General features: G+C 65.7%; 1 protein-coding gene. It reads left to right on the top strand.

All coding sequences use genetic code 11. The features are described 5' to 3' along the window. Window positions 1-2: 2 nt before the first annotated feature. Window positions 3-1,192 (top strand): serine hydroxymethyltransferase (gene glyA, locus ACT3S2_RS15810; protein ID WP_444561934.1); only part of this gene is annotated, 1,190 nt, incomplete at its 3' end.

Genomic DNA, 1,192 nt, shown 5'->3' on the forward strand with positions numbered 1-1,192 from the left:
CGCTGGCGGAGCTTGATCCCGAGGTTGCTTCGCGGATCGATGCCGAGCTGGCCCGCCAGCAGGACGGTCTGGAAATGATCGCCTCGGAGAACCACACCGCCCAGGCGGTCATGGAAGCCCAGGGCTCGGTGCTGACCAATAAATACGCCGAGGGATACCCCGGGCGCCGGTACTACGGCGGCTGCGAGCATGTCGACGTGATCGAGTCGCTGGCGATCGAGCGGGTCAAGGCCCTCTTCGGGGCCGGTTTCGCCAACGTCCAGCCGCATTCGGGCGCCCAGGCCAATGCCTCGGTGATGCACGCGTTGATCCGTCCCGGGGACACGGTCATGGGCCTGAACCTGGCCCATGGCGGTCACTTGACCCACGGGATGAAGATCAACTTCTCCGGACGGCTGTACAACATCGTCCCGTACTCGGTGTCCGAAACGGATCTGCGGATCGATATGGACGAGGTCGAGGCGTTGGCGATCGAGCACCAGCCCAAGATGATCGTGGCCGGCTGGTCGGCGTATCCGCGTCAGCTGGACTTCGAACGCTTCCGGGCCATTGCCGATCAGGTCGGCGCCTACTTGTTCGTGGACATGGCCCATTTCGCCGGTCTGGTCGCTGCCGGGTTGCATCCTTCCCCGGTGCCCCATGCCCATGTGGTCACCTCCACCACGCATAAGACGTTGGCCGGCCCGCGCGGCGGGATCATCCTGACCAACGAGGCCGATATCGCCAAGAAGATCAACTCCGCGGTGTTCCCCGGTCAGCAGGGCGGGCCGTTGGAGCATGTCATTGCCGGCAAGGCGGTGGCGTTCAAGATCGCCGCCTCCGAAGAGTTCGCCGAGCGCCAGGCGCGCACGTTGGCCGGGGCGAGGATCCTGGCCGAACGCCTCACGGCCGCAGATGTCGCCGAGTGCGGGATCAGCGTGTTGACCGGGGGCACGGATGTGCACCTGGTGTTGGTGGATCTGCGGGATTCGGTCCTCAATGGCCAGGAAGGCGAGGACCTGTTGGCGAAGATCGAGATCACGGTCAACCGCAATGCGGTCCCGTTCGATCCGCGGCCTCCGATGGTGACGTCGGGGTTGCGGATCGGGACCCCGGCGTTGGCCACCCGTGGTTTCTCGGAGGCGGCCTTTACCGAGGTCGCCGACATCATCGCGTTGGCGTTGATCGCCGGGACCGCCGACGGCGGTGCCGA

The organism is Arthrobacter sp. AOP36-A1-22 (genome assembly GCF_052377615.1).
Taxonomy (GTDB): domain Bacteria; phylum Actinomycetota; class Actinomycetes; order Actinomycetales; family Micrococcaceae; genus Arthrobacter_H.